The sequence below is a fragment of the Flavobacterium sp. 1355 genome (assembly GCF_017833415.1).
Taxonomy (GTDB): Bacteria; Bacteroidota; Bacteroidia; order Flavobacteriales; family Flavobacteriaceae; genus Flavobacterium.
The window spans coordinates 350,607-375,986 of record NZ_JAFICC010000001.1; the positions used below are offsets into that span (position 1 = coordinate 350,607).

At 34.8% G+C, this 25,380-nt stretch carries 23 protein-coding genes; 16 read left to right on the top strand and 7 right to left on the bottom strand.

The window, feature by feature from the left end:
* Position 1: 1 nt before the first annotated feature.
* From JOD96_RS01585 to JOD96_RS01615, 7 genes are all read left to right on the top strand, one after another.
* Positions 2-1,264, top strand: coding sequence for a hypothetical protein (locus JOD96_RS01585; RefSeq protein WP_209562516.1), 1,263 nt, complete (start codon positions 2-4; stop codon positions 1,262-1,264).
* The gene (locus JOD96_RS01590) at positions 1,254-1,844 is read left to right on the top strand and encodes a hypothetical protein (RefSeq protein WP_209562517.1); all 591 of its coding nucleotides are present in this window, start codon (positions 1,254-1,256) and stop codon (positions 1,842-1,844) included. Before JOD96_RS01585 ends, JOD96_RS01590 begins: the two co-directional genes overlap by 11 nt.
* Before the next feature lie 23 nt (positions 1,845-1,867).
* The gene (locus JOD96_RS01595) at positions 1,868-2,005 is read left to right on the top strand and encodes a hypothetical protein (protein WP_209562518.1); all 138 of its coding nucleotides are present in this window, start codon (positions 1,868-1,870) and stop codon (positions 2,003-2,005) included.
* Between the two features lie 617 nt (positions 2,006-2,622).
* On the top strand, positions 2,623-5,715 hold the full coding sequence (locus JOD96_RS01600; protein WP_245188317.1) for a SusC/RagA family TonB-linked outer membrane protein: 3,093 nt from the start codon (positions 2,623-2,625) through the stop codon (positions 5,713-5,715).
* A gap of 11 nt (positions 5,716-5,726) precedes the next feature.
* Positions 5,727-7,241 (top strand): SusD/RagB family nutrient-binding outer membrane lipoprotein, encoded by a 1,515-nt coding sequence (locus JOD96_RS01605; RefSeq protein WP_209562520.1) that lies wholly within the window; start codon positions 5,727-5,729, stop codon positions 7,239-7,241.
* A 292-nt stretch (positions 7,242-7,533) separates the two neighbouring features.
* Positions 7,534-9,801: a GH92 family glycosyl hydrolase gene (locus JOD96_RS01610; RefSeq protein ID WP_209562521.1), complete on the top strand. Its 2,268-nt coding sequence runs from the start codon at positions 7,534-7,536 to the stop codon at positions 9,799-9,801.
* A gap of 237 nt (positions 9,802-10,038) precedes the next feature.
* Positions 10,039-12,324: a GH92 family glycosyl hydrolase gene (locus JOD96_RS01615; protein ID WP_209562522.1), complete on the top strand. Its 2,286-nt coding sequence runs from the start codon at positions 10,039-10,041 to the stop codon at positions 12,322-12,324.
* A 115-nt stretch (positions 12,325-12,439) separates the two neighbouring features.
* Here the strand turns inward: JOD96_RS01615 and JOD96_RS01620 are convergent, their stop codons facing one another.
* Positions 12,440-13,609, bottom strand: coding sequence for a zinc-dependent alcohol dehydrogenase (locus tag JOD96_RS01620; RefSeq protein ID WP_209562523.1), 1,170 nt, complete (start codon positions 13,607-13,609; stop codon positions 12,440-12,442).
* Between the two features lie 215 nt (positions 13,610-13,824).
* On the opposite strand from JOD96_RS01620, the gene JOD96_RS01625 reads away from it, so the two are divergent.
* Positions 13,825-14,247: a response regulator gene (locus JOD96_RS01625; protein ID WP_209562524.1), complete on the top strand. Its 423-nt coding sequence runs from the start codon at positions 13,825-13,827 to the stop codon at positions 14,245-14,247.
* Between the two features lie 35 nt (positions 14,248-14,282).
* Here JOD96_RS01625 and JOD96_RS01630 read toward each other — a convergent pair whose 3' ends face one another.
* Positions 14,283-14,426 carry a hypothetical protein gene (locus JOD96_RS01630; protein WP_209562525.1) on the bottom strand — a complete coding sequence of 48 codons (144 nt, stop codon included), beginning with the start codon at positions 14,424-14,426 and terminating at the stop codon, positions 14,283-14,285.
* A gap of 333 nt (positions 14,427-14,759) precedes the next feature.
* Between JOD96_RS01630 and JOD96_RS01635 the strand changes: the two genes are divergently transcribed.
* Positions 14,760-15,047 carry a hypothetical protein gene (locus tag JOD96_RS01635; RefSeq protein ID WP_209562526.1) on the top strand — a complete coding sequence of 96 codons (288 nt, stop codon included), beginning with the start codon at positions 14,760-14,762 and terminating at the stop codon, positions 15,045-15,047.
* Positions 15,048-15,119: 72 nt separating this feature from the next.
* Here the strand turns inward: JOD96_RS01635 and JOD96_RS01640 are convergent, their stop codons facing one another.
* Positions 15,120-15,716: an SET domain-containing protein gene (locus tag JOD96_RS01640; protein WP_209562527.1), complete on the bottom strand. Its 597-nt coding sequence runs from the start codon at positions 15,714-15,716 to the stop codon at positions 15,120-15,122.
* Between the two features lie 244 nt (positions 15,717-15,960).
* Here JOD96_RS01640 and JOD96_RS01645 point away from each other — a divergent pair, with 244 nt between their 5' ends.
* Positions 15,961-16,590, top strand: coding sequence for a ferritin-like domain-containing protein (locus JOD96_RS01645; RefSeq protein ID WP_209562528.1), 630 nt, complete (start codon positions 15,961-15,963; stop codon positions 16,588-16,590).
* Between the two features lie 73 nt (positions 16,591-16,663).
* Here the strand turns inward: JOD96_RS01645 and JOD96_RS01650 are convergent, their stop codons facing one another.
* Complete coding sequence (locus JOD96_RS01650) at positions 16,664-17,713, bottom strand: glycoside hydrolase family 130 protein (protein ID WP_209562529.1); 1,050 nt, start codon at positions 17,711-17,713, stop codon at positions 16,664-16,666.
* A gap of 226 nt (positions 17,714-17,939) precedes the next feature.
* On the opposite strand from JOD96_RS01650, the gene JOD96_RS01655 reads away from it, so the two are divergent.
* The 5 genes from JOD96_RS01655 to JOD96_RS01675 all read left to right on the top strand — a co-directional run bounded on the left by JOD96_RS01655 (position 17,940) and on the right by JOD96_RS01675 (position 23,166).
* A complete protein-coding gene (locus JOD96_RS01655) occupies positions 17,940-18,110 on the top strand; it encodes a hypothetical protein (RefSeq protein ID WP_209562530.1) in 171 nt (56 codons plus the stop codon).
* A gap of 149 nt (positions 18,111-18,259) precedes the next feature.
* Positions 18,260-18,664 (top strand): hypothetical protein, encoded by a 405-nt coding sequence (locus tag JOD96_RS01660; protein WP_209562531.1) that lies wholly within the window; start codon positions 18,260-18,262, stop codon positions 18,662-18,664.
* Between the two features lie 92 nt (positions 18,665-18,756).
* Entirely contained in the window at positions 18,757-20,412 is a 1,656-nt protein-coding gene (locus JOD96_RS01665; RefSeq protein ID WP_209562669.1) for a peptidase domain-containing ABC transporter, read from the top strand.
* A gap of 2 nt (positions 20,413-20,414) precedes the next feature.
* The gene (locus JOD96_RS01670; RefSeq protein ID WP_209562532.1) at positions 20,415-21,767 is read left to right on the top strand and encodes an HlyD family secretion protein; all 1,353 of its coding nucleotides are present in this window, start codon (positions 20,415-20,417) and stop codon (positions 21,765-21,767) included.
* Positions 21,748-23,166, top strand: coding sequence for a TolC family protein (locus JOD96_RS01675; protein WP_209562533.1), 1,419 nt, complete (start codon positions 21,748-21,750; stop codon positions 23,164-23,166). The genes JOD96_RS01670 and JOD96_RS01675 overlap by 20 nt, the downstream gene beginning before the upstream one ends.
* Positions 23,167-23,241: 75 nt before the next feature.
* Here JOD96_RS01675 and JOD96_RS01680 read toward each other — a convergent pair whose 3' ends face one another.
* On the bottom strand, positions 23,242-23,712 hold the full coding sequence (locus JOD96_RS01680) for a hypothetical protein (RefSeq protein ID WP_209562534.1): 471 nt from the start codon (positions 23,710-23,712) through the stop codon (positions 23,242-23,244).
* Positions 23,713-24,130: 418 nt separating this feature from the next.
* On the opposite strand from JOD96_RS01680, the gene JOD96_RS01685 reads away from it, so the two are divergent.
* Positions 24,131-24,382 carry a hypothetical protein gene (locus JOD96_RS01685; protein ID WP_209562535.1) on the top strand — a complete coding sequence of 84 codons (252 nt, stop codon included), beginning with the start codon at positions 24,131-24,133 and terminating at the stop codon, positions 24,380-24,382.
* Positions 24,383-24,482: 100 nt separating this feature from the next.
* Here JOD96_RS01685 and JOD96_RS01690 read toward each other — a convergent pair whose 3' ends face one another.
* Positions 24,483-24,980, bottom strand: coding sequence for a DNA-deoxyinosine glycosylase (locus JOD96_RS01690; protein WP_209562536.1), 498 nt, complete (start codon positions 24,978-24,980; stop codon positions 24,483-24,485).
* A gap of 36 nt (positions 24,981-25,016) precedes the next feature.
* A complete protein-coding gene (locus JOD96_RS01695) occupies positions 25,017-25,379 on the bottom strand; it encodes an STAS/SEC14 domain-containing protein (protein ID WP_209562537.1) in 363 nt (120 codons plus the stop codon).
* Between the last annotated feature and the right edge of the window lies 1 nt (position 25,380).

A 25,380-nucleotide genomic window follows, 5' to 3' on the forward strand; every position in this document is an offset into this window, starting at 1 on the left:
TATGAAAAAAAATCTTTTGCTGCTAATATTAGCAGCTCAAATAAATTTTGCACAAAATACTTTTCCTCCTACTGGCCCGGTTGGTATTGGTACATCCACTCCAAATAGTTCAGTGCTATTGGATGTAAATGGTAAAGCAATTTTTAGATCTCTTTTATATGCTAATGATATAATGGGTGGAAATGGGGGCGACATTAGAATTGGACCAAATACAGGAGGAAATGCCTCAACTTTATTTTTTGTTGGTGGAGTAAATCCCACTGAAATTATGAGAGTTCATTACAATGGAAATGTTGGAATAGGGACTAGCTTACCTTCTGCCAAATTAGATGTAAGTGGAGGTATCATTAGTAGTGTTTCGAATCCCTTGGGTGGTTATATTAAATTAAAAAATCCTTCTAAAACTGTAAGTGGTACAGCTAGTGAATGGACAATTTTTAATATGACCGGAAATTATGGTAATAGTTTGCAATTTTGGGCTTATGATGATTTAGACTGTGCAAATGGAGGAATGTGCAGTAATCGTTTTACTATCATGGATAATGGTAACGTTGGTATAGGCACTAATTCTCCAACAGCAAATTTAGAAATCAATGCCCCAGCAATAACAGGAGCCGAAACTTTACTAAAATTACGGGTAAGTGATGCTCCTCAGGATTATATAAGGATTGGAAATGGAACTAACTCAAGTGCACAATTTTTACCTAATTTAGTTGGATATCGTACTTCAGATGTAAGACCTTCCCTGTATTTGACTGCTTCAACTGAAACAGCAACTGATACTGGAAATGATGCACTTATGGTGTTTGATTCCCGGACTTCTGCCGCTGCTATAATAACAAGACCTTTGTTTTCCTGGGACTCTTATGGAAACAGGAAAATGGTTTTAAATGCTAATGGCAGTCTTGGAATTGGTACCACAGCTACAGGAAATCACAAACTTGCTGTAGAGGGCTCAATTGGTGCAAGGGAAATAAAAGTTCAAGCAACTGGCTGGTCAGATTTTGTATTTAAAAAAGAATACACTTTGCCAACACTTGAAGAAGTTGAGAAACATATTGCAGAAAAAGGACATCTGGAAAATATTCCAAACGAAGAAGAAGTTCTGAAAAACGGAATTAATCTGGGAGAAATGAATGCTAAGCTTTTGCAAAAGATTGAAGAATTAACTTTATATGTAATTGAACAAAATAAAAGACTTGATAAAGTTGAGAAAGAGAATAACGATTTAAGAAACCTGATTGAAAGTCATCATGAAAAATAAAAAAATGAAAGAGAAAATAATTAAGTTATTCTTTGCAATAATGTTTTTATATTTTCAAAATGCGATATCACAAGGCTTTATTACCTCAACAGATAATAGCGTAAATGCCATTATTGCATCTTCCGCAACAATTCCTAAAATGGAAAATGGTACCGCAATGTGGACAGCAACAAATGCATATTGGGCTACACCACTAATCTATAGAACCAAAAGATTTCCTGAAGATGGCACAGGTACTTTTCCCTTTAATAATTACGGAGAATTAATGATACAAGGAACGTCCCACGGGAGTGGATACAATAAGGGAATAAGTTTACTAACTTGGGATGGATTAAGTAGTTCTCCTGAAATAAGAATGAGAATAGCACCAAATGGAAATATTGGTATAGGCATGATTAACCCTACCAATAAATTGGATGTTAACGGTATAATCCATTCTAAAGAAGTAAAAGTTGATATGACTGGTTGGTCAGATTTTGTATTTAAAAAGAATACACTTTGCCAACACTTGAAGAAGTTGAGAATCATATTGCAGAAAAAGAACATCTGGAAAATATTCCAAATGAAGAAGAGGTTCTGAAAAACGGAATTAATCTGGGGGAAATGAACGCTAAGCTTTTGCAAAAGATTGAAGAATTAACTCTATATGCAATTGAGCAGAAAAAAAATACCGAACAGCTTACTAAAATAATTTTAGAGCAAAATAAAAGATTAGAAGAACTGGAGAAGAATAAAAAATAAATTGTTTTAAATCAATAATAAATTTTTAATTTAAGCTCAATCCTCCTGGATTGGGCTTTTTATTTTTTTACAAATTAAATAACAACTAAAATAATCAAAGCAGCCTTATTTAAAAACATCCAAAAATAGCAATATATAACTTATAACACCGTTTAACTGATTATAACATCAAAAATTAGCATAAAAATAACAATTTAATTAGAAAAATATTTAAATCATGTTTTATGTTAATTCCTTTTGTATATATTTGTTAGTGGAAATACTACACTTTTAAATGAGTATTTAAGAATTTTCAAAGGCATTTAATTTATAGATCCCTTGTCCAATATTTAAAAAATTTTAAAATTTTAAAGGAAAGAAAAAAGTGAAAAATTTTTTACCCTATTAACTAAATCGTTTTAGTAGAAAAAGAAAAGATTAAACTGATATTTATATGTTTTTATTGGGCTATTATTTTACAAATTAATGTTATACAAAAACCTGTGTTTTTCTAGGTTCGGCAGGAGATAAGCAAAGTCTTTTATTACAAGCAGAGTTCAACTATTTTATAAATTTTTTAAAACAACTAATTAATTAACAAACAAAAATCAAACAAATTTTAACCAAAAAAAATGCTTATGAAACGAATTTTAGCAGTGTTAGGAATCGTATTGTTCAGTAGTGCAGGAGCTGTTGCGCAAAACCGATTAATAACAGGCACAGTGAATGATGCAGATAACAAGGGAGTTGTTGCTGCATCCATTGAGGTTCAGGGAAAACCATTTAGCGCTATTACTGACGCCGAAGGCCGATTTAAGATGAATGTTCCGGAAGGTAAAGTTACTTTGAATGTATCTTCTATAGGTTTTGAATCTAAATTGGTAGTACTTCAGGAAAACGAAAACAGAGTTTCTGTTACGTTATTAGAAAATGCTCAGGAATTAAAAGATGTGGTCGTAACCTCATTTGGAGTTAAAAAACAAAGGAAAAGTCTAGGTTATGCAGTCGGAGAACTCAAGGGTGAAGACCTGACAAAAAATAAGGAAATAAACCTTGGAAACGCACTTCAGGGTAAGATAGCCGGAGTCAACGTTTCTGCACCGGTAACAGGACCATCAGGTTCCAGCCGTGTGGTCATCCGTGGAGCGACGTCGGCCTCCGGACTGAACCAGCCTTTGTATGTTATAGACGGAATTCCGATTGACAATACGCAACAAGGAAATGCCGGTATGTACGGAGGAGCAGATAAAGGAGATGGTATGTCATCATTTAATCCGGATGATATAGCTTCTATCTCGGTTTTAAAAGGTAGTGCCGCTTCTGCACTTTATGGGTACAGAGGATCAAACGGTGTTATTTTAATTACAACAAAAAAAGGAAAAAACGGATCTGGTATTGGAGTAGATTTTAGTACAAATTCTACTTTTAATACTCCTGCAAGCCTTTTGAACTGGCAGGACCAATATGGAGCAGGTGCACCGGACGCAAACGGCGTTCCTACGAGGTTTACAAATTTGCAGGAACTCAGGGATTCTTACTATTTTGCCTGGGGTGATAAGTACGACGGAACACCCTCGCTTGCTATTGACGGAACGACAAAACCATACAGAGCATATGGTAAAGATAATGTCGAAAATTTCTACAGAACCGGATATTCGTTTAGTAATACGCTGGCAATTTCGGGAGGGAATGAGACAACAAACTTTAGATTGTCTTTCGGAAATACAAAAGATGAGTCTATTTTACCGGGAACAAATTTTGGACGAAACAACGTCAACCTGAGTTTGAATTCTTCTCCAAACAAAAAAATAAGTATTGAGACTAATGCACAGTACATTTCTGAGAAAAGTAAAAACAGACCTTATCTGAATGATTCTCCGCGAAATCCTTCTTTTCCAACTACTTTTATGACTCCGGGCACAGATATCAGATGGATAAGCAATCCGTATGATATAAACGGTGGTGAAGAAGATTATTTTGGAGGAAATGTATATCATACGAATCCATACTTTGCTACAGATCAGCTGTTAAACAGCGATCTTAGAAAACGTTTTATCGGTTCTGCAAAAGTAACGTATAATATTACGGATAAAATTTACGCAAAAGCTGTTGTGGGGATTGATGATATCAATTACGAATATACAGAAATTGAACCTACAGGAATCAACTATAGTCCGGGAGGATCTATTGAAAACAGAATAGAAAACCGTTCTGAATTTAATGCTTCGGGTTATTTAGGATATAAAGGGGATATTACTAAGAATCTTTCACTGGATGCTTTTATCGGCGCAAACCGCCAGGACAACAGATACAATGCGATCAAAATGAAAGGAAATAATTTTATTGTTCCGTTTAAATATTTTTATGCCAATACACAACCGGACAAAACAGAAAAACTGTATTCAAAAAGTGAAGTGAATTCTCTTTTTTATTCTGCCGATTTAGGATATAAGGATTTCCTCTTTTTGAGTTTAACAGGTCGCCAGGATTGGTTTTCTACCTTGTATATAGATGATAATACCACTTTTTATCCATCTGTAAGTACTAGTTTTATTTATTCTGAAATAATCAAATTACCGGAATGGATGTCTTATGGAAAAATTAGAGCAGGATGGGGTAACGTAGGTGGAGCATTGCCAGAGGCGTATGCATTGACACTAACTTATATTGCTCCGGATGGACAAACTGAATCACAAGGGCAGCCTATTTTGGGTATTAATGGAGAAACGGTTCCAAACAAAAATTTAAAACCATATAACGTAAGTACAATTGAGTTTGGTTTTGAAAACACGTTTTTCAATAACAGATTGAGTACAGATTTGACTTTCTACAGTAAAAAAACAACTAAAGATATTGCCGATGCAGATATTTCTATTGGTTCAGGATTTAGAACAACCAAAATTAATGTTGGGGAAATCTTAAACAAAGGGGTCGAATTTGCAGTAAACCTAAAAGCAATAAAAACAGAGAATTTTTCTTGGAGTGTAGGTTATAATTTTGCTTATAATGAAAGTGAAGTGGTGAGTCTTTCTGATAAAATTAATACTAAATCATTGGAAGGAAACAGAGATGCAAGAGCTTCTGTAGTCTTAGAGAAAGGACAGCCGTTTGGAGTAATTAAAGCATATGATTATTTAAGAGATCAATATGGAAATGTTGTACTTGATTCAAACGGAAAATTTTTGAGAGGAAATCTTATTATTGCAGGACAAGGTGTTGCGCCAACATCTATGGGACTTTCAAATGATTTCACTTATAAAAACCTGACACTTTCTGTATTTGTTGATGCCAAATTTGGAGGAGAAATTTATTCTGCAACAAATCAGTTAGGCGCCCGTTACGGATTATCAGAAATTACGCTTCCGGGGCGTGAAGGCGGGATTCCGGTGGATGGAAAAGATGTGCTTGGTGCACCAGTAAGTACAACAGTATCGGCCTATGATTACTGGAGAAGTTATAGCGATGTAACATCAAATTTTGTATACGATGCTGATTTTGTTAAGTTAAGAGCTATTTCATTAAGCTATAATTTTCCAAAAGCATATATTCAGAAAACACCTTTTCAATCTATAAGTTTGGCTTTTTCTGCTCATAACTTATGGACAATTTATGACAAAGTACCTAACATCGACCCTGAGTCAAATTACTCAAACAGTAATGCGCAGGGTATGGAAAGAGCTTCAATGCCTTTGACAAGAAATTATGGTGTAACGCTTAATGTCAAATTTTAATAATACAAAAAATGAAAAATAATATAAAAATATTTTGTGCAGCAATTGTTAGTGTCATCACACTGGCTTCCTGCGATAAAGGATTCGAAGAAATGAACACGAATCCAAATGCTCTGACAGACCCGGCCATAAAATCAATGTTTACACTGGCTGAGATTTATGTTGACGGACAGGATTTTTCTAACACAAGAGGAAATAATATTTATGCCGCACAAATCGTACAGCATTTTTCTTCACTGGGAGGTTCGGGATCAAAATATACCTATTCTTCAGAATATTCAGCTGCTCTTTTTGGAGAATCCTACGGTAAGGGATTAAATCAGATTTTTCAGTTATTATCTGTATTAGAAGATACTCCCGAAAATTCAAACATGATTCAGTCGCTTAGAATTATGAAAGTTTTGATGTTCCAGAAATTGACTGATACTTATGGTGAAGTTCCTTATTTTGAAGCTGGAAAAGGATACAACGGAAATATTTTTTCTCCAAAATATGACACTCAGGAAGCTATTTATAATGACCTCTTAAAAGAACTGGACGAAGCAGGTTCTGCTCTTGATGCCTCAAAACCATTTGCGGGCAGTGCCGATTTGTATTATCAAAGTGATGTTGCAAGATGGAAAAAATTGGCAAACTCAGTCATGCTAAGAGTGGCAATGCGTTTGTCTAAAGTCAATCCTGCAAAAGCAAAAGAATATGTAGAAAAAGCCTATTCAAAAGGTGTTTTTACATCCAACGATGATAGTCTTATCCTAAAACATGATGCTGCTCCTGTTGGGGTTAAAACAAATCCGATTACTTCTGCATGGATTAGAAATGACCTAAACGGAGGAGAATCAAATATTAAATTCAGTAAAACTTTTATTGATTTATTAAAAAACACCAATGATCCGCGTTTAAGGATCTATGCCAAATTAGAGGCAACGGGAGATAATGATCCGGCTCACCAGCAAGGACTTGCAAACGATGCTAAAGAATTTCCGGGTGGAGACAAAAAATTGTTTTCAGACCCTAACACTTCAACAGTGCTGCGTTACGATGCACCAACTTTGATTATGTCGTTTGCAGAAGTTAAATTTATACTGGCAGAAGCAGCCGTTAGAGGCTGGAGTGTTGGTGAATCTGCACAAAAACATTATGAAGATGGCGTAAGGGCCGCAATGACTGTATTAACTATTTTTGGAGATAAAGTTCCGGCAGTTACAAATGCAGAATATAATACGTATATGACCACATATCCTTTTAAATCTGCGGGTACTGATGCACAAAAAATTGAGCAGATTATTACGCAAAAATGGATTGTATTATTGTTTAATGGTTTTGAAGCTTTTTCAGAGTACAGAAGAACAGGTTATCCGGTATTAGTTCCTGTAAATGATCCAACAGGAGAAACAAACGGTACGATTCCGAGAAGATTAATTTATGATCAGTCTGAACTTCTTACAAATGAGGAGAACTATAAGGCAGCAATACAGCGTCAGGGTCTTGATTTGATGACAACCAGAATCTGGTGGGATAAAATCTAAATCATTTGATTAAATAATGAGATAAGCCGGGTAATTTCTGCCCGGCTTATTTTACTTTTTATTTCTATTAAAATTACTCTTGCTGAGAATATACACTATATTGATTTTGTTGCTTTTCTTTCGCAAAGATTAAATTGCTTCTGCTGAAAAAGATGGAACATTTTTAAATAACTTTAGACATTCAGCAAAAGAGCTAAAAAATCAAAAATAAAAAGGTAAAAGTGATAAAAAAATAGTATTTAAAACCTTTGTTAACCAGTAGCTTCTGAATCTCAAAACCTTAAAAAAAATTATGTCAAAAAAATATAACAGATTAATTCTTGGCGGAATTTTCATTTTATTAATAGTCAATTCTGCAATCTCACAGCAAAAGAAAACGGAGCAAAACAGTGACTATACACAATATGTAGATCCAATAATTGGTTCAGCAGGTCATGGGCATGTATTTGTTGGTGCCAATGTTCCATTTGGCGCGGTTCAGTTAGGACCCGTAAATGTTTTTGAAGGCTGGGACTGGTGCAGTGGCTACAACTATGCAAGTAATACCATATTGGGTTTTACGCATACACATTTGAGCGGAACAGGAATTGGAGATTTAAACGATATTTTGTTGTTGCCCGTATCAGGAAAAGTTGCCCTTACAAAAGGGACAAAAGAAGATATGGCGACAGGTTACGGTTCTTATTTTTCGCATAAAAATGAAATTTCAAAACCGGGTTATTATAGTGTTATTTTAGACAAATATAAAATTAAGGCAGAATTAACGACCAGCGAAAGAGTTGGTTTTCATAAATATACTTTTGATACCACTGCCGATTCTCACGTTTTATTAGATCTCGCAGACGGAATAGGATGGGACAGGCCCGTAAAAACTTTTATAAAAAAAACAGACCAAACAAAAATCGTCGGGTACCGTTATTCTGCAGGGTGGGCAGCAGATCAGCGTATTTATTTTGCTATGGAATTTTCAGAGCCCATTGCAAATATTGCTTTGTATGACAGTATTGCTCCGGTAAAAGGAAATGAAGGCGAAGGTTTAAAAATGAAAGCCATTTTAGATTTTAAAACCCTAAAAAATAAGCAAGTTCTAGTAAAAGTTGGTATTTCTCCGGTCAGTTTTGAAAACGCTTCTGCGAATATAAAATCAGAAATTCCGAACTGGGATTTTGATAAAATTGTAAAAGAAGCAAATTCAAAATGGAACAAAGAGTTGAGCAAAATTCAAATCAAAGCGAGTGATAAAACGATGAAAGTTTTTTATACCTCGTTGTACCATACCATGTTTGCACCTTCGGTTTTTAATGATGCAAACAGAGATTACAGAGGGACAGACAAAAAAGTATACGAAAAAGCTAATTTTACCAACTATACCACTTTCTCCCTTTGGGACACCTACCGCGGGCTCCATCCTTTATATACCATTACACAGGCAGATAAAATCAATGATATCGTTAAATCTTTTTTAGCCATTTATCAGCAACAAGGAAGATTGCCGGTCTGGCATTTAATGGGAAATGAAACCAATACTATGAATGGAAATCACTCCATTGCTGTTATTGCAGATGCTTATCTAAAAGGCTATCGCGATTATGACACTGAACTGGCTTACGAAGCAATGAAAAAAACGGCCATGCAGACACGCGACGGAATGGACTATATTCAGAAATTAGAATATATCCCGGCCGATAAAGTGCTGGAGTCTGTTGGAAATGCTTTAGAATATGCCATTGATGATTATGCTATTGCCCAAATGGCAAAATCATTAAACAAAACAGAAGATTATACTTATTTTATGAAAAGAGCGAATTTGTATAAACTCTATTTTGATAAAGAAACCACTTTTATGCGTGGAAAATTAGCAGACGGAAACTGGAGAACACCTTTTAACCCGCTTTCATCGGTACATCGTAAAGATGATTATGTAGAAGGAAATGCATGGCAATATACATGGCTGGTACCTCAGGATCCGTATGGTTTAATTGATTTATTTGCAGGTGAAGATAAATTCTTGGCCAAATTAGACGCATTATTTTTACTGACCGATAAAGTAGAAGGAGAAGATGTTTCTCCTGACATTAGTGGTTTAATAGGCCAATATGCGCACGGAAATGAACCAAATCATCATACACCATACTTATATGCTTATGCCGGACAGCCCTGGAAAACAGCAAAATTAATTCGTGAAATCGATGATAAGTTCTATTCAACAAAGCCAGACGGTTTGTGCGGAAATGAAGATTTAGGCCAGATGTCTGCCTGGTATATTTTATCTGCCATGGGATTTTATTCGGTTAATCCCGCAAACGGAATTTATGTTTTAGGAAGTCCGCTGGTAAACAATGCTGTAATTCATTATAAAGAAAATATTTCATTTAAAATAAATGCAATAGACAACAATGCGGCAAATATTTATATTCAAAAAGCAGAATATAATGGAAAACCCTATACCAAATCATACATAACACATGACATGATTATAAAAGGAGGCGAACTAAAATTATATATGGGAAGCAAATCGTCGACAACCTGGGGAGTAAAGAAGGAAGACAGGCCTCTTTAGATTTTAGATTTTAGTTAGATTTTAGATTTCAGAGTTTAGATTTTTAGATAATACAAACTTTCCTGCAAGGTTTGTAAAACCTTGTAGGTATCAACAAGCATATAAAATTTAGAAAAAGACTTTCCTGCAAGATTCTAAAACCTTGTAGTTAAAGTATTTAAAATATTCAGAATCAAAATAAAATATACTCAAAGTACATTTTTCATTTTACAGCACATTTTACAACATAAAACAATTATGAGAATAAAGTATTTAATTTTTTTAGGACTAATGCAATGTTGTTTTTTTGTTAATGCACAAAATAAAACTTTGGATCCTGTTGAATATGTAAATCCTTTGATGGGAACACAATCTTTGCACAATCTTTCTAACGGGAATACCTATCCCGCAATTTGCAGGCCATGGGGTATGAATTTCTGGACACCGCAAACAGGAAAAATGGGCGATGGCTGGGCATATACGTATACCGCAGAAAAAATAAGAGGATTTAAACAAACACATCAGCCATCACCGTGGATGAATGATTACGGGCAGTTTTCTATAATGCCGGTAACTGGCAAAACGGTCTTTAATGAAGATGAAAGAGCAAGTTGGTTTAGCCATAAGGCAGAAACATCCAAACCTTATTATTACAGTGTTTATCTTGCTGATTATGATGTTACAACAGAAATTACGGCAACAGAAAGAGCAGCACATTTTCAGATCACATTTCCGGATAATGAGAAATCTTCAATTATAATCGATGCATTCGATAAAGGATCTTATATTAAAATTATTCCATCAGAAAATAAAATTATTGGGTATACAACCCGCAACAGTGGCGGCGTGCCGGAGAATTTCAAAAACTATTTTGTATTACAGTTTGACAAACCATTTACAGCCAACTCGACCTGGACAGATAAAACCCTGACAAAAGACAAATTAGAATCAACAGGACTTCATGTAGGTGCCGTAGTAGAATTTAAAACGCAGAAAGGAGAAAAAGTAAATATAAAAGTAGCTTCTTCTTTTATCAGTGCAGAACAGGCTGAGTTAAATTTAAAAAATGAATTGGGTCAGGCAACTTTTGATGAAACGGTAGAACAATCTAAAAATGAGTGGAATAAAGTTCTTGGAAGAATAACAATTGAGGATGATAACGCAGAGAAAGTAAGAACTTTTTATTCTTGTTTGTACCGCACAGTATGTTTTCCTCAAAAACAATATGAGATAGACAAAAATGGTGATATTGTGCATTACAGCCCCTACAACGGAAAGATTTTGCCTGGTTATATGTTTGCCGGAACCGGGTTTTGGGACACTTTTCGGGCCTTATATCCTTTGCTCAACCTGGTTTATCCTTCTATAAACAAAGAAATGCAGGAAGGGCTTATAAACGATTATAAAGAAGGAGGATTTTTGCCAGAATGGTCCAGTCCGGGCTTTAGAAATGTTATGGTCGGGAATAATTCGGCATCAGTTGTTTCTGATGCGTATATGAAAGGTTTAAGAGGTTATGATATTAATACATTGTATGAAGCCCTGGTACATGGCGCAAATAATGAAGGCCCAATGGATGCTGTGGGAAGAAAGGGCGTGAGCTATTACAATACTTTGGGATATGTACCTTATGATGTAAAAATCAATGAAAATGCTGCCAGAACTTTAGAATATGCTTATGATGATTTTGCCATTTGGAAATTAGCGAAAGCCTTAGATCGTCCGAAAAATGAAATTAAATTGTTTGAAAAGCGAATGCTGAATTATAAAAATGTTTTCAGCCCTGCCATCGGACTGATGAGCGGAAGAAACAAAGACGGAAGCTTTCCTGCAAAGTTTAATCCCCTAAAATGGGGAGACGCCTTTACAGAAGGAAACAGCTGGCATTACAGCTGGAGCGTTTTTCATGATATTCAGGGGTTGATAAATTTAATGGGAGGAGAGAAAGCTTTTACGGCCAAACTGGATGCTGTTTTTACTACGCCTCCGGTATTTGATGATACTTATTACGGATCTGTAATTCATGAGATTCGCGAAATGCAGATTATGAATATGGGGCAGTATGCACATGGAAACCAGCCAATTCAGCATATGATTTATTTATATAATTATGCAGGAGAACCCTGGAAAACACAATATTGGTCAAGAGAGGTTATGAATCGTTTGTACAAACCAACTCCGGACGGATATTGCGGAGACGAAGATAATGGACAGACATCTGCCTGGTATATTTTTTCTGCAATGGGATTCTATCCTGTTTGCCCTGCAACCGAAGAATATGTGCTTGGAGCACCATTATTTAAGAAAACAACCATACAGTTTGAAAACAAAAAACAGCTTATTATAAACGCCACTGATAATTCTGAAACCAACCGATATGTCGATAAATTGAAATGGAACAATTCAAAACATGAAAAAAATTATATTGGTCATTTTGATTTATTAGAAGGCGGAGAATTAAATTTTGACATGACCAGTTCTCCAAATTTACAACGCGGAACATCATCGGCTGATTATCCATATTCGTATTCAGCTTCAAAATAATTTTTTCAATTATGTAGAAATTTAAAAATAAAAGGTTTTCACATAATGACAGTTTAAATAAAAATGGTCTGTTTATTACAATTAATAAACAGACCATTTTTTTTGCAACAAAAATTTATTTCCATGGATCAAGAACTACTTTGACACAACCGTCAGTACGTTTTTTAAAAATATCATAAGCATGTGAAATTTCAGATAATGGCAATCTGTGCGTAATGATATCATCAAGTTTTACTCTTCCTTCTGCAACATACCCCAACAATTTGTCGATATATTTTTGTGCAGGAGCCTGACCACCTTTTAGTGTAATTCCTTTATCAAAAAATTGTCCAATAGGAAAATTATCATACAAAGAAGGATAAACACCCAATACAGACACAATTCCGCCTCGACGAACCGCGCTCATACAAGCTTCCAGTACTTTTACAGAACCTTTTTCGAGATTAATTACGGCTTTTGCTCTGTCGATTAAATTACGATCAGGCTCAAAACCTACCGCATCTATGCAAACATCGGCACCACGGCCATTTGTAAGCGCCCTGATATGTTCTACAACATCTTTTGCACCATCTTCCCATAAAATGGTTTCACAGCCAGTTGTCTCGTAAGCCTTGTCAAGACGATATTGCAGGGTATCAATCACAAAAACTCTTTCTGCACCTCTCAAAAAGGCGCTTTTTGCTGACATGAGGCCAACAGGTCCTGAGCCAAAGATGGCGACACTTTCTCCGCCCTTAATTTCGCCCCAGTCAACTCCTGTATATCCGGTTGGGAAAATGTCCGTTAGAAATAAAACCTGCTCATCCGTAAGGAAATCGGGAACTATTCGTGGACCAAAATTGGCATAAGGAACCCGGACATATTGTGCCTGTCCGCCATCATAACCGCCATATAAGTCAGTGTAGCCAAATAGCGCACCACCTTTTTCGGTTACAATTCCACCTTCGGGGCCATAATTTTCAGGATTACTGTGTTCACAATGTCCCGGCAAATCATGATTGCAAAAAAAGCACGATCCGCATGCAATCGGGAAAGGTACTACAACACGATCCCCAACTTTTAGATTCCTTACTTCGCTGCCGACTTCTTCAACGATACCCATAAATTCGTGGCCCAAAACCATAGGTCGTGGCTGAGGAAACCCACCCGAATATATATGGAGGTCCGATCCGCAAATGGCTGTTGATGTTACTTTAAGAATAATGTCATCCTGTGCTTTTAAGCCAGGATCATCTACCGTGTCGTATTGAATTGAACCCGGCCCGTGTATAACTGCTGCTTTCATTTTGTAAGTTTTTAAATTAAAACCTTAAAAATGCGATTATTAACTTTTTTATTCTTACAAGATTTTACAAAGAAATTACAGCATTTTTAGTATAAATAATTAAATTTAAAAATACAAAGAATAAAATTTTAAGATTTTATTTGAAAGATTTTTATTATATTTGTTCTTCCAAAATAGTTGTACTTTTACTTGATACCTTCCGAAAAAATCTTTTTATGAATATAAATGGAGAAATCATTGTAGTAGAGGATGATCAGGATGACAGAGAATTTTTAGCTGATATCTTCGAGAGTCTTAAGATTACCAATAAAATAGTTTTTTTTGATGATTCGACAAAGGTCGTGTCTTATCTTTCAAAAGTAGAAGTAAAGCCATTTTTGGTTTTATCGGATATCAATATGCCAAAAATGGATGGCTATGAATTGAGAACCATAATTTTGAAAGATGATCTGCTAAGCAAAAAATGTATTCCGTATATTTTTCTTTCGACATCAAAAGATCCCGAAAATATACATCGTGCATTTGCACTTTCTGCGCATGGTTATTTCAAAAAAGAAGAGAATTTCAAAACGTATCAGGAGGTTATATCAAACATCATTTCGTATTGGAAAATGAGCCAGATACCGAGATTATACTAAATTACCTTTTCACAGCAACTCATACTTATAGATTCTTATGAGTTGTGCTTTGGTATCGCTGTTTTTTTTATATCAGAAATAGTTTTTTCATTGGTTCTTGAAGATGTTGACTTTGACTCTGTCTTTTTCTCTGATGTTCTGGAACTTGAAACATTGTTTCTTTGATTTGAAATATTCATAATTATTAATTTTAATTAATGGATGCGATAAAACTACTATAGCTGAAATTAAAATAGTGATTAAAAGTACTTTAAAAGATAACCCTATATTTATAGAATTTTATAAGTAACTTGTATAATTACAGTATTTTACAGTTTTTTTTGTCATAAATCAAAATTTTTCTCCTAAATGATTTTAATGTTGTCAAATTTTCAAAAATTAGTGCTTTTTTAATGTATTAATCATTTGATATTTAAGTCTTTGTGTTTATTCTGTAAAATATGCCATAAAAGATGTAACCATTAATAAACCATAAACTATAATTTTGGTTTACGAACTAAAAAAGAAGACTTATGAAAGCTTTACTCAAAACCAGATTGGCCTTGTTTATTTTATTGTTCGGACTAATGATTTCGTGTAAAAAGAATGAAACAGCTCCGGCAGACAATTATGGAAATGAGACTGATTCTACAGAAATGGCGATAGATACAGTGGGACCAAATTCGGATACAACAAATGTTACTAACCCTGGAACTACGGGTGCTACAGGCGAAAGCTCAACAGGCTCAGGTACTGCAGGATCTGTACAAAAGGGTAGTGCCGCTGTTCAGGATTCGGCCAAAACTTCTAATGGCAAATAATATTTGCCTTAGGTTGCTTATTTAATGTTTTGTAAAACCTGCAGTGATGTTATTACTGCAGGTTTTATGATTTTATGCATTCACTTTTCGATCATAATAGCATTCTAATATAGATCGCATTTCATGTGGTTTTTTTAAGGCACTCAAAAATTCATTCCAAACAGGAGCGGGAATTAAGTCGGTTAAAATTTGTTTTACTTCTGTAACCTTTGGCGCATTCTCTTTTATTAATAAATCCCATTCGTTATAAAAGTGAAGAATGTCATCGGGATAAACTTTTTTTCTTTGAGAACCTTCATCAATTACGTCAAAAGGTTTTTCAACATTTAGATAGCCATAATCATCAGTAAGTTCTTCACCCGGATAAATATCCCTCACCGCAATTTCAAAGTCATATGGAGTACTGAAACAACTTGGATGAAAACTGTGATTTACAAACTTTGCATTATCCCAACATAAAACATAATCTCCATATTTATTAGTAAAAGAATACGTTTCCAGATATTGTCTGATATAAGGGTTCAGTGTTTGTACTTTTTTTCTTTTAAAAATCTGGTCGAGTTCGTCCTGAACCCAGGTAATAGTCCCGCGGGGGATAAATTTTGTAGCTACCAGACCGTAACCTTTTTCGGCATTTATAAAACGAACTTCTGTATCGGGATGTATCATATATAATTGTTTTTAGAGTATTAAATTTAAGATTTTAAATTAAATATCTTATTTCATGATTCACACTTTGTCAGTTTTTATCTTAAAGTTTCATGTTTGCGAAACCTGAAACGCTGAAACCTGAAACAATTATTGGACATTGAATGACACACATCTGAAAATCCTATAAGGTTGATAATTAATTGTGTAAGAAATGCCGTAATATGTTCTATAAATTTGAAAATATAATTTTAAACACAAAATCATGAAAACTGCAACGAAAAATACAAAAAGCACTACGAGTGCAAAAAGCACAGCAACATCTAAAACAAAAGCAACAGGTACTGCTTCAAAATCAACTGGTAAAAACGCAAGTGTAAAAGCAAAATCAAGTGCGGCAGAAGGACTTAGAGAATTATTTGTTGATTCTTTAAAAGATATTTACTGGGCAGAAAAAGCTTTGGTAAAAGCGCTTCCAAAAATGGCAAAAAATGCTACATCAGAAAACCTTATCACAGCAATCAACGAACATTTGGCTGTAACACAAGAACAAGTTACAAGACTTGAAAAAGTGTTTGAGTCTGTTGGTGAAAAAGCTGTGGCTAAAAAATGTGATGCTATGGAAGGTCTTATCAAAGAAGGAGAAAGCATTATGGAAGAAACAGAAGTTGGACCGGTTAGAGATGCCGGAATTATTGCGGCTTCACAAAAGATTGAGCATTACGAAATTGCAACTTATGGTACTTTAGCAGCATTTGCACAAACTTTGGGTGAAGATGATGCAGTATTGTTACTTGAAAAAACTTTGGGTGAAGAAAAAGATGCCGATGTGACACTAACTGAGGCAGCTTACAATACTATTAATTTCGATGCAGCCGAAGAAGATGAAGCTTAATAGAAATTACATTAAAAAAGAAAAACCTGTAGCATTTTTTTGTTACAGGTTTTTTTTATGTTTTAAAATCTCTTTAGATCTCCAGCGTTGACAGGATTTCCTTAATTGAAAATTCTGCCCCGCAAACAAATTCATCAGCTGCACCGTAATAGACTGTTAGTTTATCTCCGTCTACAACATGACCGTTCGTAAAAACCACATAACCAAAAAAGCCACTGAGCTCATAATTTGCTTTTGGAAACATAATTGGTTCTACGGACCTGGCAATAACCTTTGAAGGATTTTCAAGATCCATAAGAAATGCACCCAGGCAATATTGATGTTCTGCATTGGCGCCATGATAAATTTCGAGCCATCCTTTCTCTGTTTTTATCGGTGCTGCACCCGCGCCAACTCGGGCACTATCCCACATTCCGTGGCGTGTTTTTACAATGCATTGATGATTTCCCCAATAAACTCCGTCTTGTGATTCGGCAAGCCAGATAAAATTCCCTCCAATTTGCGGACTCGAAGGCCGGTGCAGCGCATAATATTTGCCGTCGATCAGTTCTTCAAAAATCGCACAATCTTTATTATGCGGAGGAAGGATCATTCCTTTAAAATCAAAATTTTTCCAGTCTTTTGTAGTACGCAATCCAACTCCCACGCCATTTTCAGAAACAGCAGTATAAGTCAGATAATAAGTATCTTTAATTTTACTGACACGGCAATCCTCAATTCCAAATTGCTCGAGAATTCCTGTTCCCATTATAATTTCAGAATTTTCAGGCTCATAAAAATGGACTCCGTCATCACTGCAAAGCAATCGGAGATGAGATAGGGTAGTAAGATAATCCAGCCCTTTATAATTCACAACACGGGCATCATTCGCAATCAGATCAGGATCGTTGAGCGGAATTTCTATAATTTCTACTTTTCCCAATGCATTTACAACCGGAAAAAATATTACACCTTCTTTTTGTGTAATACATTCTGCAACCCTTACCAAAAGCCATGTTTTATTTTCAAAAACAAAAACGCCGGGATTCAGCAAACTTATAATCTGCAGTTCCGGGGTACTTGCACTTAGGTCTTTAGGCATTAATAAAGGATTTTCGGGAAAACGTCGTGCTATATCACTCATACTCATTGTGATTTTAAATTGTATAAAAAGGGAAGTTGTATAAAGTAAATCATTAAAAAAAATAATGTCCTTACATAATCAATATTTGATTTTTATACAATTTACATGTGGTGAGTTAATGAATATTAAAATATAATAATCCTGAAAAATCATGTAAAGAATCAAAACAAGATCTCATTAATTTAGTTGAGAAATTAAAATCAATTATAAATTTAAATACTACAAGATGTTTACAAAAGGACAAAATGTACAGCAGGAGTTTGGAGGCCAGATTATGAAAGTTATCGGTTTTGAACCAGATTTAATAGAGAATGTCATTACGCAATGGGAAGATCAGGAAGGAACTATTGTTACTGCCAAATTTATGGAATCTCAGTTGCATCCTGCTGATGAATAATATAAGAATTTTATGAAATTAAGATTTTTAATTTTTTAAATTACTGATTATTAGATTTTTAATTTTTGCCTAAAAATAAAATTCTAATGTTCCTCTAATGTAGCACTAAAAATTAAGTTTTAAATTGCAGGCTTAGAACTTTTGAAAAAATGCTTAACAGAATTAAAAATAGTCTTGTTTGTAAATGCCTTCAGGTATTGCTTATCGGGTATTTTTTGATGAGCAGTATTAATATTGCCAACAGTTTTGGCCTTATTATTAATGAGAATACAGCAGAAAATTCTATATCCGGAATAACTTGTAATTTTCTCAAGAAAATATTCAAATGTGATGCAATTCCCGAAGAATTAGAAGATTCTAAAACAAAAGATTCCAAAACTGCCAAACTCGCAAAAGGAATTCCGTCTATGGATTATATTATTCCTTTAGATGCATCATTGCATCCGGTCGATTTTCAGATCGAATCTGCAGGAAAAAATTATATAGACAATCCTATTTTTTCCTTTGTTTTTCACGGTGAAATTCATTTGCCGCCTCCACAAATAGTAATATAAATACTCTTTTTTGATTTAGAAGAAATTCTAACATCCCTGCTATGGCATTTGCCGTATATCAATCTATTAATCTTGTATTTATATATAAATTCATGACACCTCTTAAACGTTTTTTTAATTTACTTAAACTAGACAAACGCGACGTATATCAAATTATATTTTATGCCGCTTTTGCAGGTTTGGTAAACCTTTCACTGCCTTTGGGAATCCAGGCAATTATTAATTTTATCCAAAGCGGACAGCTTAGTGTTTCCTGGATTGTTCTGGTTTTTCTGGTTACAATTGGAGTTGGTTTTGGCGGTATTTTAATCATTTTACAGCTTCGGATAGTAGAAAATCTCCAACAGCGTATTTTTGTGCGTACTTCTTTTGAGTTTGCTTACAGAATGCCCTTAATTAAATTTAAGGAAATGTATTCTGAATATGCACCCGAAAAAGCAAACCGTTTTTTTGATACACTGATGGTGCAAAAAGGAACGGCAAAATTATTATTAGACTTCTGTACCGCTTTTTTGCAGGTAGGTCTTGGTATAATATTATTGGTTTTGTACCATTCCTTCTTTATGGTAATTGGTCTGTTTTTTATCGCAATTTTATATATAATTTTTAAATTTTCATATAAAGACGGCCTCGAAACAAGTCTAAACGAATCCAAGTTCAAATACAAAGTAGCAGCCTGGCTTCAGGAAATAGCGCGTAACCGTGAAAGTTTTCGGAAAAAAAGCGGATTTGAATATGCATTAGAACGAAATGACGGCTATGTGAGCGAATATATAAATTACCGAGAAAAACACTTTCAGGTAATGAAAAAGCAATATGTACAACTGACTATATTTAAAGTTATTGTTACTGCTGCCCTTTTGTCTATTGGTGGTTTTCTGGTAATTCACCATCAAATGAATATTGGGCAGTTTGTAGCTGCTGAAATTGTTATTGTATTGCTTATCAATTCTGTAGAGAAAATAATCTTTGGACTTGAATCTTTTTATGATGTGCTTACTTCGTTAGAAAAAATCGGACAGGTAACAGATATGGAGATCTCCTGCATTCCGGAAACATCTACGATAACCGAAACAGGAATTACAATCGAAACAGATAGTATTGCTTATAATTATCCGGGTAATAATAAAAAATCGCTCAAAAATATTAACCTAAAGATCGCTCAGGGCGAAAAAATATTGCTTACAGGCCCAAATGGTGCGGGAAAAAGTACCCTATTGCGACTTCTTTCCGGTGTATTAGAACCAGAAAGCGGTGCCATGTATGTGACAGATAATTACATGAACCGCCTTAACGAAGATGCCTACAGAGCACAGGCAGGAACACTTTTGGAAGGAGATACGCTTTTTGTGGGAACCATTCGCGAGAATGTCGTTTTCGGGAACAGTACAGTCAATAATGATGATTTGAAGTGGGCTTTGGATAATGTATGCCTGACACCCTATATAAAAACGTTTCCTAATGGGCTTGAAAATCAGATTCATCCGGGTTTAAATGCACTTTCTGCTTCAGATGTTCAGAAAATATTGCTGGCACGCAGCATCGTTCATAAGCCAAATATATTATTCCTTGAAGATCCTGTTGATAAAATGGATGAACAGACTTCTGCCCAAATTATTGATTTTTTGCTTTCTGATGAAAACGACTGGACGGTAATTTTAACTTCTAAAAATGAAATCTGGAAGGACAAATGCAGCCGTATGATTACAATTGATGACGGAAAAATTATTAATGACGTAAAGCTTTAATTATGCTCAATATATCTAAAGATAACCATGTACTTATAACTCCGGGCAAATATAAATCGATAACAAGTGTTGCCCGAAGACCCCATTACAAAATCCTGAACAGGGTTATAGTAGGATTTTTAATTTTCCTGATTGCGTGCCTTTTTCTTCCCTGGACACAAAACATCTCAGGAAGCGGTTCGGTTACTACCTTAAAACCCGATCAAAGACCACAAACTGTGCATAATGCAATTGCAGGACGAATTGAAAAATGGTTTGTAAAAGAAGGTGATTATGTAAAAAAAGGAGACACAATAGTTTTTATTTCAGAAGTAAAAGAAGACTATCTGGATCCCAACCTTGTTGACAATACCAAACAGCAGGTTGATGCTAAAAAAATGGCGGTAGAATCATACGAAGATAAAGTAAATTCTCTTGACGTACAAGCAAAGTCCCTTAATGCTGAAAGAGATTTAAAATTGCAGCAGGCCCTCAATAAAATAAAACAGGCCCAATTGAAAATCAAAAGTGACAGTATGGACCTTGAAGCTATTAAAACACAATTAAGAATAGCACAAACGCAATTTAACCGTTCGACAGCTCTTAACAAAGAAGGATTAAAACCAGTTACAGATGTAGAACAGAAACGCCTGAAGCTTCAGGAATCGGAGGCCTATATTATTACACAGCAAAATAAATTGTTAAGCAGCAAAAATGAACTGATAAATGCAAAAGTAGAGGTAAACCGCCTTAAGGCTGAATATTCTGAAAAGATTTCGAAATCAAGAAGTGATAAATTTACAGCCTTAAGCACGCAATACGATACAGAAGCGCAGGTAAAAAAATTGCAGAATCAATATGCAAATTACAGCATCAGAAATGGCTTGTACTATATTACAGCTCCTCAAAGTGGTTATGTAAACCGTGCTTTGCTGACCGGACTTGGTGAAACCATCAAAGAAGGAACTCCAATTGTGAGTATTATGCCGGCTAGTTACGATATAGCGGTCGAAACATTTGTTGATCCTATCGATCTTCCGTTGGTGCATCGCGGTGCAAAAATACGTGTTTGGTTTGATGGCTGGCCGAGAATTGTATTTTCGGGCTGGCCCGGATTGTCTTACGGAACATATGGCGGAAAGGTAGTGGCAATTGAAAATTTTATCAGTGCAAACGGAAAATACAGAGTACTGATTTCACCTGATGGTAAAGATCAAAAATGGCCAAAAGAGCTGAGCATAGGAGCCGGAGCACAAAGTATTGCCTTACTGGACACGGTTTCTGTAGGATATGAAATATGGCGTAATCTAAATGGTTTTCCGCCAAATTATTATAAGTCAGTTGAAAAAGAAGGAGATGAAAAGAAGAAAAAATAAAATGAAATCAGTTATAAAATTGTTTTCTCTTTTGTTTTTATTTGGCTTTTTGAATGGACACAGTCAGGATTTTAATAAAGAGGAATTAAGTTATAGCGAATTTTTAGGATACGTAAAAAAGTACCATCCGCTGGTAAAACAGGCAAATCTGGAAGTAAGTACTGCTCAGGCTGCGCTTATGGCTGCACGTGGAGGTTTTGACCCAAAAATTGAAGTAGATTATAATAAAAAAGAGTTTAAAGGAACAGAGTATTATTCCTTATTAAACAGCAGTTTTAAAATTCCGACTTGGTATGGAGTTGAAATAAAAGCAGGTTTTGATGATACAGAGGGTCAATATTATAACCCGCAAAACCGCACTCCAAATGCCGGTTTAACCTCTTTAGGGGTAAGTGTTGCCCTTGGTCAGGGTTTATTTATAAATCAGCGAATGGCCGATGTAAGAGAAGGAAAGCTGCAGCTAAAACTAAGCGATGCTGAGCGAAAACTCAGAGCAATAGAAGTATTATACAAAGCCAGCGAAGCCTATTTTGAGTGGAGAAAAAGTTATAACGAAGCCGAACTTTACAAAAGTTACCTTGGTTTTGCTAGCACTCGTTTTGAAGGGGTAAAGAAACTGATAGAATTGGGTGATTCGCCCGCTATTGATAGTATTGAAGCCAAAATTACAGTGCGAAATAGGCAGCTGAATGTTGAAAATGGAAATTTGAAATTGGCAAAAGCCAAACTTTATCTTTCTAATTATTTATGGATAGAAAATGTCCCGGTCGAACTGGATGATAATGTCAAACCGGAGCAAAATTTGCTTCAGACACTCGAAGAAACATTAAAGACCGATGCAATGCTCGTGAGTGTTGAAAATTTTGAATCGCATCCCAAAATACAGGCTTTGGAAACTAAATTATCGATGTTGGAAGTAAACAGGCAGCTAAAAGCAAATCTGCTGCTTCCTAAGGTAAATGTAGGGTACAATTATATTTCTGAACCTGCTTATTTTGATTCTTTTAATACAGACGATTATAAATTTAATATTGATTTTAGTATTCCGATTTTTCTCAGGAAAGAACGTGGAAACCTTAAAATGGCTAAAATTAAAATAGAGAATCTGAAATACGACATCAATCAGCAAAGACTGGAGCTTAAAAATAAAATAAAAGCACAGCAAACTGAAATTGCTTCGCTGAAAAAACAAAAAGAGGTGATCGATAATCTGGTAAAGGATTATTTTGCAATGTTGAGCTCAGAAGAAAAATTGTTTTCTTTTGGCGAAAGCTCTATATTTCTTATCAATTCGAGAGAAAATAATCTGGTAAGTGCGAAGTTATCGCAAATTAGCATAGAAAATCAATTCTATATTTCGAATGCTGAATTGTATAAAATACTCGCCAATCCGGATTAATGTTTATACTGCTTAGTTATGAAAAAAGCCATTAGCGTGTTTTTTTGCTAATGGCTTTTGTATGCTCAAATAATGCTAGAATTTTCTCGGATTATTAACGGGATCTTTTTCCTCAAGATCCTGATCGATATCATATGGCATATCCAGATCATCTTTGGCGCTGTAACCTTCTTTTTGGTAATCCTGATCATTTATATCAGTATCATTTTCATCATAATCTTCTACCAAATCATCATCGATGTCCGATTCATCAATTTCTTCGTCTTCGAGGTCATCATCTTCATAATATTCGTCTTCATCCAAAGCATCCAGAAATTGACTGTCCAAATCTTCTTCCTCATTTACAATGGCATCATCGCTATTGGTAATATCTTCTGCTGGTTCATCTTCGTCATCAATATTATCTTGATATTGATCAACATAGCTTGAAGTATCTTCCTGATTCGAACCAGAAAAATTTTTTGCTTCTTCGTTTGTATTAAAATTTTCGGTTTCATTAAAATTAGGGTTATCCCAACCGTAATTTTGTTTATTTTCTGTGTTCATATCACTGATCTTTAATTGTTAGTAAAAATACAATATAGAATTTGAAAAAAGGTTCTAATAAAAGTGATGTAACTTCCTGTATCAAAAGCAAGTAGTAATAAATCCAATTGTCAAAAAGAAATTATTTGATACAGGAAGTACATACATAATTTTATAATAAAGTATCTTTTTGCGTATACGATTAATCTTAAATCAAATTTAGAATAGCTGGCACCATTGTGTTTATATGATTTTGATTTTCAATTGTATAATTATCAGTGATTTGCAAAGTCATCTTTGTATTAATTTGATAGCTTGTATGCGAAGGAGTGCATAAAACAGTAAATCGTGTAACATATTACGAAAAACTTGCAACAATTTCGAGTATTAGAGTTTTTATATTTGATAATCAGTTAAATACAAACTAAATTTTATAAATATGAAAAATTTAATCAACTTAAAAACGTTGCTGTTTATATTTTTAATAGCATTTACATTTTCATGTAAAACTTCAAGCGAACCAGTTACAACAGATTCAGATGCCATACAGGCAGGAGATAGTACATCTATCAATTCAGGATCAAAAGGAACAACGCGTGGAGCAAATGAAGGTAATGAAGGAGGTCAGGAAGTAGATCCGAAAACGGATTCTATAGCTCCTCAGAAAACAGATTCTATTCCTCAGAAATAGATGATTGTCAGGAATTAAAAATTCTGGACAGTTATTTACTTGTTAATTGTTAATTTAGAAGGCCCTCTTTTTTAGAGGGCTTTCGCTTTTATAAAGTTTTTTACAAATAAAGGTATGCAGTTTCGGCTACAATTTTCCAGCTTTCGGTTTTTGCAGCCTTAGACATACCCGCGCTCAGTCCGCTTGTCGATGGCAATGTAAAATAAGTGACGTTTGAAAGAGGAGTATTGTATTTTTCGAAATATCGAAAAGCAGTTTTACTTTCGAAGAATATATGTTTAATGTCCGGATATTGTGTGAGCAGATTTGTCAGGTCATTTGCCACTTCTCCGGTAATCTTTGCATCGCTGCTACCTTGTCTTTGGCACGAAGCCAGCACGTTCCACAAAGCAATTTTATTCTTGCTTAGTAACGCTTTTCGATCTTCATAAGACAGACTGAAATCTTCATTAAAAACAGAAAATAAAATCTTCCAGAATTGATTACTTGGATTTCCGTAATATTGCTGTTTTGCAATAGATTGCTCTCCCGGCATAGTACCGAGGATCAATATTCTGCTAGACTTTTCTATAATTGGGAGAAGCGCTTTTCTGTACATTAAACTAATTTCTGATTCTGCAGCAAAAATAAAAAATTACTTGCCTTGTACCCATTGTAACGCTTCATCAAATGAATCTTTTTTAAATCCGCGGAACTCTCCGGGAGCTATATAGCTAAATCCATTTGTAAATGAAATGGCATTTTCGGAGTCGGTTACAATTGCGGCCCTGTTCCATTTTGTAAAATTTTTAATACCGATAAAAGCATCTTCAAGCCATGACGTCAAAGTAAAATTTTCCAGATTAGTATCAATCAGGAACAAAAAATTGATCTTATTTATTTTACTTACCAACTGGTCTATGGCCGGAGCTATAACAGTTTTATAATCATGTGCCGTTACTTCGCCTATTGCTCTGAAAGCAACAACATTTTCAGGAGCATTAATTTTTTCTATCATA

Excerpts from the sequence above, each read along its gene's own strand:
- JOD96_RS01675 (WP_209562533.1), top strand. The coding sequence starts at position 21,748 with ATGAAAAGAAGAAAAAATAAAATGAAATCAGTTATAAAATTGTTTTCT.
- JOD96_RS01640 (WP_209562527.1), bottom strand. The coding sequence starts at position 15,716 with ATGATACATCCCGATACAGAAGTTCGTTTTATAAATGCCGAAAAAGGT.
- JOD96_RS01600 (WP_245188317.1), top strand. The coding sequence starts at position 2,623 with ATGAAACGAATTTTAGCAGTGTTAGGAATCGTATTGTTCAGTAGTGCA.
- JOD96_RS01650 (WP_209562529.1), bottom strand. The coding sequence starts at position 17,713 with ATGAGTGATATAGCACGACGTTTTCCCGAAAATCCTTTATTAATGCCT.
- JOD96_RS01615 (WP_209562522.1), top strand. The coding sequence starts at position 10,039 with ATGAGAATAAAGTATTTAATTTTTTTAGGACTAATGCAATGTTGTTTT.
- JOD96_RS01655 (WP_209562530.1), top strand. The coding sequence starts at position 17,940 with ATGTTTACAAAAGGACAAAATGTACAGCAGGAGTTTGGAGGCCAGATT.
- JOD96_RS01645 (WP_209562528.1), top strand. The coding sequence starts at position 15,961 with ATGAAAACTGCAACGAAAAATACAAAAAGCACTACGAGTGCAAAAAGC.
- JOD96_RS01610 (WP_209562521.1), top strand. The coding sequence starts at position 7,534 with ATGTCAAAAAAATATAACAGATTAATTCTTGGCGGAATTTTCATTTTA.
- JOD96_RS01585 (WP_209562516.1), top strand. The coding sequence starts at position 2 with ATGAAAAAAAATCTTTTGCTGCTAATATTAGCAGCTCAAATAAATTTT.
- JOD96_RS01690 (WP_209562536.1), bottom strand. The coding sequence starts at position 24,980 with ATGTACAGAAAAGCGCTTCTCCCAATTATAGAAAAGTCTAGCAGAATA.
- JOD96_RS01620 (WP_209562523.1), bottom strand. The coding sequence starts at position 13,609 with ATGAAAGCAGCAGTTATACACGGGCCGGGTTCAATTCAATACGACACG.
- JOD96_RS01625 (WP_209562524.1), top strand. The coding sequence starts at position 13,825 with ATGAATATAAATGGAGAAATCATTGTAGTAGAGGATGATCAGGATGAC.
- JOD96_RS01685 (WP_209562535.1), top strand. The coding sequence starts at position 24,131 with ATGAAAAATTTAATCAACTTAAAAACGTTGCTGTTTATATTTTTAATA.
- JOD96_RS01660 (WP_209562531.1), top strand. The coding sequence starts at position 18,260 with ATGCTTAACAGAATTAAAAATAGTCTTGTTTGTAAATGCCTTCAGGTA.
- JOD96_RS01665 (WP_209562669.1), top strand. The coding sequence starts at position 18,757 with ATGACACCTCTTAAACGTTTTTTTAATTTACTTAAACTAGACAAACGC.
- JOD96_RS01590 (WP_209562517.1), top strand. The coding sequence starts at position 1,254 with ATGAAAAATAAAAAAATGAAAGAGAAAATAATTAAGTTATTCTTTGCA.
- JOD96_RS01630 (WP_209562525.1), bottom strand. The coding sequence starts at position 14,426 with ATGAATATTTCAAATCAAAGAAACAATGTTTCAAGTTCCAGAACATCA.
- JOD96_RS01695 (WP_209562537.1), bottom strand. The coding sequence starts at position 25,379 with ATGATAGAAAAAATTAATGCTCCTGAAAATGTTGTTGCTTTCAGAGCA.
- JOD96_RS01680 (WP_209562534.1), bottom strand. The coding sequence starts at position 23,712 with ATGAACACAGAAAATAAACAAAATTACGGTTGGGATAACCCTAATTTT.
- JOD96_RS01635 (WP_209562526.1), top strand. The coding sequence starts at position 14,760 with ATGAAAGCTTTACTCAAAACCAGATTGGCCTTGTTTATTTTATTGTTC.
- JOD96_RS01605 (WP_209562520.1), top strand. The coding sequence starts at position 5,727 with ATGAAAAATAATATAAAAATATTTTGTGCAGCAATTGTTAGTGTCATC.
- JOD96_RS01670 (WP_209562532.1), top strand. The coding sequence starts at position 20,415 with ATGCTCAATATATCTAAAGATAACCATGTACTTATAACTCCGGGCAAA.
- JOD96_RS01595 (WP_209562518.1), top strand. The coding sequence starts at position 1,868 with ATGAACGCTAAGCTTTTGCAAAAGATTGAAGAATTAACTCTATATGCA.